Origin of the sequence: Nostoc favosum CHAB5714 (genome assembly GCF_020829495.1) — a bacterium.
Classification (GTDB): domain Bacteria; phylum Cyanobacteriota; class Cyanobacteriia; order Cyanobacteriales; family Nostocaceae; genus Nostoc; species Nostoc favosum.
Window position 1 is genome coordinate 1 of record NZ_JAIVFQ010000172.1, and the last position, 8,290, is coordinate 8,290.

At 41.4% G+C, this 8,290-nt stretch carries 11 protein-coding genes and 4 pseudogenes; 5 read left to right on the plus strand and 10 right to left on the minus strand.

Going from position 1 to position 8,290, the window contains the following annotated elements:
* The first annotated feature begins 97 nt into the window (after nt 1-97).
* Nucleotides 98-736, plus strand: coding sequence for a transposase (locus LC586_RS38555; protein WP_229491088.1), 639 nt, complete (start codon nt 98-100; stop codon nt 734-736).
* Between the two features lie 211 nt (nt 737-947).
* On the opposite strand, the gene LC586_RS38560 is transcribed toward LC586_RS38555, so the two are convergent.
* On the minus strand, nt 948-1,217 hold the full coding sequence (locus LC586_RS38560) for a hypothetical protein (RefSeq protein WP_229491089.1): 270 nt from the start codon (nt 1,215-1,217) through the stop codon (nt 948-950).
* A gap of 219 nt (nt 1,218-1,436) precedes the next feature.
* Nucleotides 1,437-2,117, minus strand: a pseudogene (locus LC586_RS38565) (bifunctional DNA primase/helicase); the annotation flags it as partial.
* A gap of 296 nt (nt 2,118-2,413) precedes the next feature.
* Here LC586_RS38565 and LC586_RS38570 point away from each other — a divergent pair.
* The 3 genes and pseudogenes from LC586_RS38570 to LC586_RS38580 form a co-directional block, all read left to right on the plus strand.
* Nucleotides 2,414-2,695 (plus strand): annotated as a pseudogene (locus LC586_RS38570) (type IV secretory system conjugative DNA transfer family protein); the annotation flags it as partial.
* A 204-nt stretch (nt 2,696-2,899) separates the two neighbouring features.
* Nucleotides 2,900-3,403: a transposase gene (locus LC586_RS38575; protein WP_438822967.1), complete on the plus strand. Its 504-nt coding sequence runs from the start codon at nt 2,900-2,902 to the stop codon at nt 3,401-3,403.
* A 120-nt stretch (nt 3,404-3,523) separates the two neighbouring features.
* Nucleotides 3,524-3,829: a hypothetical protein gene (locus tag LC586_RS38580; protein ID WP_229491091.1), complete on the plus strand. Its 306-nt coding sequence runs from the start codon at nt 3,524-3,526 to the stop codon at nt 3,827-3,829.
* 211 nt (nt 3,830-4,040) lie between these two features.
* On the opposite strand, the gene LC586_RS38585 is transcribed toward LC586_RS38580, so the two are convergent.
* From LC586_RS38585 to LC586_RS38600, 5 genes and pseudogenes are all read right to left on the minus strand, one after another.
* Nucleotides 4,041-4,322 (minus strand): hypothetical protein, encoded by a 282-nt coding sequence (locus LC586_RS38585; RefSeq protein ID WP_229491092.1) that lies wholly within the window; start codon nt 4,320-4,322, stop codon nt 4,041-4,043.
* 191 nt (nt 4,323-4,513) lie between these two features.
* Nucleotides 4,514-4,820 (minus strand): annotated as a pseudogene (locus LC586_RS43325) (ISH3 family transposase); the annotation flags it as partial.
* A 90-nt stretch (nt 4,821-4,910) separates the two neighbouring features.
* Nucleotides 4,911-5,294, minus strand: a complete 384-nt coding sequence (locus LC586_RS38590; RefSeq protein WP_229491093.1) for a hypothetical protein — start codon at nt 5,292-5,294, stop codon at nt 4,911-4,913.
* Nucleotides 5,295-5,509: 215 nt separating this feature from the next.
* Nucleotides 5,510-5,908, minus strand: a complete 399-nt coding sequence (locus tag LC586_RS38595; protein ID WP_229491094.1) for a type II toxin-antitoxin system VapC family toxin — start codon at nt 5,906-5,908, stop codon at nt 5,510-5,512.
* On the minus strand, nt 5,905-6,156 hold the full coding sequence (locus tag LC586_RS38600) for a hypothetical protein (RefSeq protein WP_229491095.1): 252 nt from the start codon (nt 6,154-6,156) through the stop codon (nt 5,905-5,907). Before LC586_RS38600 ends, LC586_RS38595 begins: the two co-directional genes overlap by 4 nt.
* A gap of 66 nt (nt 6,157-6,222) precedes the next feature.
* Between LC586_RS38600 and LC586_RS38605 the strand changes: the two genes are divergently transcribed.
* The gene (locus tag LC586_RS38605) at nt 6,223-6,519 is read left to right on the plus strand and encodes a hypothetical protein (RefSeq protein ID WP_229491096.1); all 297 of its coding nucleotides are present in this window, start codon (nt 6,223-6,225) and stop codon (nt 6,517-6,519) included.
* Nucleotides 6,520-6,521: 2 nt separating this feature from the next.
* Here the strand turns inward: LC586_RS38605 and LC586_RS38610 are convergent, their stop codons facing one another.
* The 3 genes and pseudogenes from LC586_RS38610 to LC586_RS38620 all read right to left on the minus strand — a co-directional run.
* Nucleotides 6,522-7,568 carry an AraC family transcriptional regulator gene (locus LC586_RS38610; protein ID WP_229491097.1) on the minus strand — a complete coding sequence of 349 codons (1,047 nt, stop codon included), beginning with the start codon at nt 7,566-7,568 and terminating at the stop codon, nt 6,522-6,524.
* Between the two features lie 66 nt (nt 7,569-7,634).
* Nucleotides 7,635-8,078, minus strand: coding sequence for a hypothetical protein (locus LC586_RS38615; protein ID WP_229491098.1), 444 nt, complete (start codon nt 8,076-8,078; stop codon nt 7,635-7,637).
* 74 nt (nt 8,079-8,152) lie between these two features.
* Nucleotides 8,153-8,290, minus strand: a pseudogene (locus LC586_RS38620) (ISAs1 family transposase); the annotation flags it as partial.

Consider the following 8,290-nt stretch of genomic DNA (forward strand, 5'->3'; position numbering starts at 1 on the left):
TAAACCTAGAACAAACAATCAAGTTGCCATCCTACTCAACATTCCGACGAGTACTAAAAACTATAGATTTTCAGCCGTTAACAGATTTATTCAATAGTTGGGCATCAATTTTTGTGCCATCGATGCCGAAGCATTTACGGCGACTACTCAAAAAAAGGGGTGGCGTTGGAAACGTATCCGCTACTGTCCGGCTCTAAATCTCAAGAAAGAATATTTACAAGCTAAAAGGCTTGATTGGGAATTACTCAAGCTCTGGTCACAATTAGGGTTAGTTTGTTTAAAGTACTTAGATGAATCTGGTTGCTACTGCACTAGTCCCACTGATTACGCTTATGGACGCAGGGGTAAGCAAAAACGTATTCGACAAAATAGACGACGTGGTAGGCGTATCAATATCTTCGGTATTTGGGAGCCAAAAGTTCGTTTTGATTATACTTTGATGGTGGGAACGCTCAAAACACCAACCTATGTCCAGCTGATGGAGTGTCTTGCTCAAACTGCTGCTACTCGCTTACTTGAAACTGGACAAATCACCGTGATCATTCATGATAATGCCTCTGTCCATAAAAGCTCTTTGGCTCGCCAGCAGCACCAACGTTGGCAGCAACAAGGTTTGTACGTCTTTTTTCTTCCTCCCTATAGTCCCCAAATGAATCGGATTGAAGATGAATGGTTGCATCTCAAGCGTGACGAGCTTGCTGGTCAAGTTTTTGAGGATGAATATGAATTAGCGTAGGCGTAGCCCGCCGCAGGCATCGCTATTATTGATGGTATAAATAACCGAGCTAACCACGGACAGTATCAAGTTGAGCGTTTTACGTTTAATTAGGTTGACCTACTTAACCCGGTACAATTTATCGATAGCCTCACTCCAAGATTGGACACCTCAACCACTAGAAGAAGAAGTCATTAGCCACTTCAAATGCATGACATCATGGAAATTTATTTTACAGCGCTTCATTTAAATCTAATTCCAAGGAATTCAAGTCTGAATATTTCTCTAAATGGTAACGGATATCATTACTTGTCGGAACATTTTTTAAGACTTTGGTAGTGTTTTCAAGACTATCTCTTTGAGTGGCTGCCCGAATTAAAATTTCAAAGATATTTTTTTGTTCACACTTACCTTGAGACTTTATTGGAATGTTTTCGGTTAAACAGTTCACTACTTCGTTCAAGGTTTTACTATCAGTTAGAACTGGCTCCTTTGCAGTCATAGTCAAACTAAATAATCTTAATCGTCAAAAATTTTGCTTTTTCACTCCAATACTTTACAAAAATTCCAAGACCAGCACCAGAACATTGTTCTGGTGCGAGAGCTACCCTTACCTTTGTATCCAAAATATTAGTTTTACTTATGTAATATTTGTCAACGATTTTTCAAAAAACTGTATCAGAAAGTACAGTTTTTCAGACAGCAATCAGGTTTCCAGGTATTCAGAAAAGAGCGATCGCAGATCAAAACGTAGATTATTGATAGACCAGTTTCTTTGCCCCTCAATCTGACAGCTAGCATCCAAGGCCCAGTCCTTCTCTGCTCCTCTTTTCCCCGTTTCCCGGTTAATGCGAATCAGAAAAGCGGTCATCTCATTTGTTTGGAGAATCTTTTCTTTGATGCGACGGGCATTGGTTTCGGCGTAACCAAATGGAGGACGCGGTGCAACCCAAATGTGCATGGGGACATTGGGACGATTTCGCCATAATTGCTGGGCGCATTCTGTAGCTGATTGGCTTACAGCGTGAAACACACCGAATACTGCATCAAAATGAGGAGTGCAAATGTCAACCCCTGTACCGAGACTGGGAGTAATTAAAAAAGCATCAACAGTTTCAATAGCAATGTTAATCTCCCTGATAAAAATGACATTCTCCTCAGAGCCGCTATTCTCTGAGTGAATAGCCCACACTCTTAGCTGGCGGTCTTCGCTGGGTTCGGGTGTTTCGTCGCTATCATCCATCGATGTCCCGTCATTCAAAGCGCGTTCCAACTTTTTGATAAACCGCTTACTGTCACTGACCATCATCAGTTTTTGACCCGACATGAGTCGAGCGTGAAACTCGGCAACAATTGCGCTGCTGTTTTTCCCCTCGTACCAATAAACCTGACGACCACCTGAGCCAGGGCAAACGCATCTAAAGTACTCTTGATCCTGACCAAGATTAAGACCCAACGAAAAATCAGTATTTCTGGGTTGATTTATTTTCCAAGGCTCAAAGCGATCGCTAAAATCTTTGTCAATAAGTAGGGATTAATGAGATTATTTTTGAGCTTATTGAGAATATGCTAGTCTTATTGACATGATGCGGCCGCCCTGGCTTTTTCCCTGAGCCTTGGCCAACCTTCACTCCACAACTCCATGTCTCTCAAATCACCCTCTCTACTGCCTGATTCTTAAATACCTACCCTTGAAAGGGGGGTAGGGCTAGCACATCTATCAGCGAACAAGAACGGACTCGGAAGCTGTTCGAGCCTGCCCAATTCCTCAAATTACCACCGGGGAAATGTCTATTTATTAACCCAGCTTATAGTAATAAAAATGAGGGTTCAGTACCAATATTAAAAAATATAAAAATCCCGAAATATATTATCGGACTCGAACAAGAAAACGATACTAAGTGGGATAAAGTCATTAAGGAGCTTGCTAGGAAAAGTACCCAGAAAAAGCCCACACAGGAAGATTTAGATTTGCGAGTCATTCTCGGAGATTTAGACCAAGGTAAACTTATCGAAATGATTAGCGATCGCCGAAAATAAAAAATAGCCGAAGTCCTTACTGGATGGGGTACATAAGTTTTGTTACAGATTGAATAAGTCAGCATAGATTTGTGGATTCCTTACAAAAACCTTGTGGAATAATTAATGCCAAATGCACAGGTAGTTGCTGATAGATTTCATGTAATGAAACAAGTAAATACTGAACTAGACAACCAGAGAAAAAAGCCAAAAAGAGAGGCAGAAAAAAACAATTCTGAATCAGATAAAGAGCAGATATTATCGGGCTTAAAGAAGAGTAAATATGCATTACTCAAGAATGAAGATAACTTGACTGAAGAACAAAAAGATAAGTTAGAGCAAGTTCAACAAGTCTCTCCCACTCTCGGAAAGATGCATCAGCTAAAAGAAGAGTTAAGAATGATTTTTCAATCATCCATTGATTGGCTAGCAGCTTTATTTGAACTGGGAAATTGGTTGGTTTCAGCTAGGCAATATTATCCCGAAAGTCACAACACGATACTGCGGTGGTTTGATGAGATAATTGCCTATTTCGACCACAGGACTACCAATGGGATGGTAGAAGGTATTAATAATAAATTGAAGTTGATTAAAAGGTCTGCTTTTGGCTTTAGTAATTTTGATAATTTCAAAATTAGAAGTTTGCTTAACTGGCATTTTAGCTATTAGTTTAGCATACTCAATACTGAAGAACCGGAGTTTCTTGCAGACAGGGAAGAAAACCTCCGCCTTGCACTTGAAGCCCTAAAATCACCCAATCCTGATGCCGCCCTTGAACTGCTAGCCATCATGGAAGAAATATCCAAAGACTGCTTCTACGCCAGTTGGATTATGGGCAATGGATACAATTTAGAATCAATTCTTAAATCATGGGATGGCACTAGCAACGTCAGCTACGGCGGTGGGGAAATCACACAGCAACAGTTAGCACTAATGCGCGTTCTTTCTGAACTATCCCAAGGTTGGTGGTTTTGGGATGAAGATCAGGACACTGGGGTAATTTTCCCTCATTTAAACTTACAGGGGAATCGCCTGATTATTTGGGCTGGGAGTATTGCGATCGCTGTACATGATCGGGAATGCGCTTATGATTAACAGTAGCGCATTTATTACACTCAGTATGTCGAAGGTTAATTTTGAGTATGAGAAAGATGGCGATGTTTGAGGAAAGCCGCTGAGACACTTACTTCGAGCTAAGAGTAAGTGTCTACCCCTGTGTAGCAACTGGTTAATCTCTATTTTCAGTTGTTTTAGAGAACAACAATCTCATACCCACTACAGATGATTGTCTAGTAGTAGGTTATACTTACAACTCCATATCGCAATTCTGAGTTGGAGAAAATTGATATTGTTTTTGTCTTGCAGCCGCTATTTCAAAAGAGGTATCAAATTCGGTAGCCTTTGTTCCAAGTTTTAATTCCTCGTATAAAGGCACACCATCACCGTCATTATCACTCTTGAGAATCTTAGTCATGATATGAGCAGGGGCAACTTGCGCGAGGCAATTTACTACATTAGCAACAAACTCGTTAGATGCTTCGCAGCCATTAAGGTATCTAATCAAAGCATCAGCAGTAGCCTCAGTCATCTTGGCTGGGTTTTTTACCCCCGCTTCCAGAATAAAGTCATCGTAAACAGTAAACCAAAAAGTTTTTCCCCAAAGAGCGATCGCTAAAATATTTGTAGCTTATGATACTTGTAAACACAGAAAACTCTAACCAGTAGACATAGTATAGATTATAATTACTTATGACTAACTGATTGATAAGAAAGTTAATGCTAACCAGATGGAATATAAATGCTTTCAACTAATTGATATTTACGTTCAATAGCTTGAGATAAAAAGGCTAACATCTGCTTGAGTGTGAAAAGTGTGCGATAAATTAATCGACAACATGAGCCTTTTACGACTGATTCTAAGCCAAAGAATATTAACCCAAATATTAACTAAAAGGAAGGATATACCAATGAATAATAATCTCAAGACTGGATTTTTATTATTAGTTTTAATTCGACAAATATTTTTCAGGCGATAGCTAGTTTCAATTCCAAATCTTTTTCGATAATCTTGATAGATGTACTCTAATTGTAATACATAATACTCTGATCATTTCATTTTTTGAATTCTTTTAGATGAATATAAGCAATAGTTATATATTAAGTAGCTTATAGCATTTTAATTTACATAAGTATGATTAGCGATCGCTTCTCCAGATGAACTTGGTAATGCTTGTGCTGCTGGTCTTTCCCAGATATGAGTGAGTAAATGCTTGCGGAGGAGAGTCGCCACATACATCCGAAACACACCATCAGCTGTGACACCAATTAACAGGAATGTTTGCTGGGCGATCGCACTACCCACTAACAAAGCCAGCAATGTCCAGACGTTTAATCCGGCAGATGTTTTGACTGTGATGATATCGAAAATCTGGCGGATAATTAGTCCAGGTACTAAGAGAAAGAAATAATATAGACCACTTGCTAACAACCCATTGGTGAGGTAAAACACTGGTTTGTAGCGAACTAACTCTAGTAAGTACCGCCAAGTAGGAATTGTCATGTCGCTTCGCTCCGAATTCAAAAATAAAAATCATCTTTGGGCGTTGGAGCAGCCTCTTTGCAGGAGAATCGCACAGCAGTATAGTGTAGTTTTGTGGGGTGATGCGTTACGCTTCGTTAGCGCATCTTAATAAGATCGGCGATCGCCCATTCCTCCAAGAACTAGCGATCGCCTTTCTCTCACCCCTATTTCAGGAGATCAATACCATCATGACACTACCGCCAAACCATGCTGTTCATAACATCAAAATGAAAGTCATACGTCCAAATGGCGACTCTCAAACGCTGAGAAATTGCGGCTGTAGTAGCATCGAACAGTGTAATTGCTTGGTCTGGGTAGCGTTGAATAATTTGAGTAGCCACCTGATAGTCTTCAAGAGTGGGTTGCAGTTGTTCTGTTCCAACGGAAATTTCCTGAATATAGCGAAACCCCATCTGAATTCCCAGTCGTTTGAGAATCAGACTGTGGGTTTCCAGGAGAATCGGATATGGGATCAATACCGTGAGATTTTGTTGCGTCAGACGTTCAACTTCTGCTAGAGCTTGTGAGTGATAACTGTCGCTTGGATCATAGGCAGCATAGAGAGGTCCAGTATCAGCAATCACACTTCTCATGCTGAGGGGTCTGGCTCGAAGTTAGCGAGAACGCGATCGTGATTAATTGAGGTATCGCTGTAGCCGCTACCCACAGAGGCTGGGGTAATGTGCAAGCGTTTGTGAGATCCAAGATATCCTCGTTCGATGAGAAAGGTTTGCAAGGCAGTTTGCAGAACGCTAGAGATGTCGGTTGGATTTGGTTGATCTTGGATGTAGTCAGCGATCGCTTGGGCAATGTCATCGGGAAGTTCAGTATTCAGCTTCATGGTCGCCATACCTGGATGCTTTCGTTTTATATTATTACTTGACTTTTGCTGCGCTAGTAAGAATTTATGGAGACGCAACAGCTAATGGTGAATTTAACAGCAGCTTATGAAGAAGCGATAGCGCAAGCTGTCCAAGAAGGCGTACAGCAGGGCGTACAACAGGGATTACAGCAGGGATTACAACAGGGATTGCAACAGGGACAACGACAAGTTGTGGAAAATTTGTTGCAATACAGATTTGGTTCTGTTGATGCAGAACTGGCGAGAGTTGTTGATAGTTTATTACAGCTATCTCCAGAGGAGTTTACCCCTTTGTGTTTGCAATTATCTCGTGAAGAATTATTAGCAAGATTCAGCCGCTAATTTTAACGACGATAATTGCTCGGTGTCATGCCAAAGTGTCGCTTAAAGGCATGGCAAAACTGACTAGGACTAGCATACCCCACACGCTGGGCTACTTCTGCAATACTAAAGGAGCGATCGCTCAATAACTGCCTGGCTCGTTCCATCCGACAACTCTGCAAATAGCCAAACACCGTAGTCCCAAACAGGTGTCGAAAACCTTGTTTGAGCTTGAAATCATTCAATCCTACAAGTCTTGCTAGGTCAATCAATGTGGGAGGATGTTCTAGTTCTTGTTGCAGAATAGCTTTGGCCAGATGCAGTCTTTCAATATCTGCGGAGCGAAAGTTTAGGTTTGCAGAGGATGTTTTCTGCTTTCCTTGTAATTGCTCAAACTGTAACACCAGTAGTTCTAGTACCTTACTTTCCAGATACATCCGCTTGAACACACCTTGATAGGGACAGTTGAGTATCTGCTGGAGTGCCTGTTGCATGGCGGGTGTGCTTTGATTGAGAGTTTGATGAAAGCTTTGTGCAGATTTCCCCTCAATCAAGGTTCGCAGTGGAAATGGGGCATTATCCCAAGTCATGCCAAAAGACCGCAACCGTTCTAAATCTACGTGAATTCCTACACTCTTGAGGGTTTGTTCGGCTGGGAAATACTCAATGGAGCGCGCCTCTTTGATGTAGCAAAGGCAGGTTTCACCAGTAGTTTCGGCTCGATCTTCTTCAAACTGAATGCCGGGGTTGATGATGTGGCGATCGCCTGCTAAATAAAAGTTGGATAACAGCACCTCACCTCCGATACAATGGTAGTCCAGCCGCACGGGTCGCCAAAAGTGATAGGTGGCAATCTGAATGCTTAATCCCGGATACAGATCAATAATCCGTAACTCCCCCTGTCCTAACTGCTTTGGGATTGTCTGTTGTCGCTCAAAATCGTTCTCCTGCCAAGGGACTTCACCGCACTCTTCGGCTTCTTGCCAGAGTGCATCATATTCTGTCTGAACGATCGTTCTAGCTGTGTCTAGTAGCACGGCTTCAATTTTTGCTGGGCAACGGAAAATCAATCCGAATTCTACATTTTTTAAGAATTATTTGCAATAAGGATATTGTACAACATTGAATCTATGTAGTTATGCAGCATTTACTTGTAACCGAACAATACGAGCAGTATTTTTGAAAATTGGTGTCAGAATAGAGGCAATAGGACGCACCCAGAATGGAAGGCGATGTCTTCGACGGGCTACGCCTACGCGGTGATTGGCAAACTGAGTCAGATAAAACACTTCATCTTTGAGAATGATGCCGATTTCCCATGTTTCCAAATCTGTGGAATTATCAATGCCCCATTGAAACTCGGCACTAGTTTTTGATACAGTGTCATGACGCTTTGCACTATTAGCAGATTTGTGATTCAACACATCAAACACAACTTCTGCTGGAGCTAACCGAGTGTGAATCTGCTTGAGAATCTCGCGGTTATCTGCTTCATTGAGGTACATTGTGACACCTTCAAGAATTACCATCAGGGGTTGATTTGGCGATCGCTGAATCTGATCTATCCAGGTAAAGTCCAAGATTGATTGTGCGATAAACTTGTAACGCTCACTTTCCTCAAAGAACTTGTGACGTCAGGGTAAGAGCATCTCAATCAGGCTTGACGCAAGGAATCGGAAGAATCTAATATATCGTCAATGAAACAACAACTAAGAACCTGAATCATATAATTATTATCCATAGCAGTGCGTTTCATTTTTTGACGAAGACTACGTTTGTAGGTTTGTTCAAG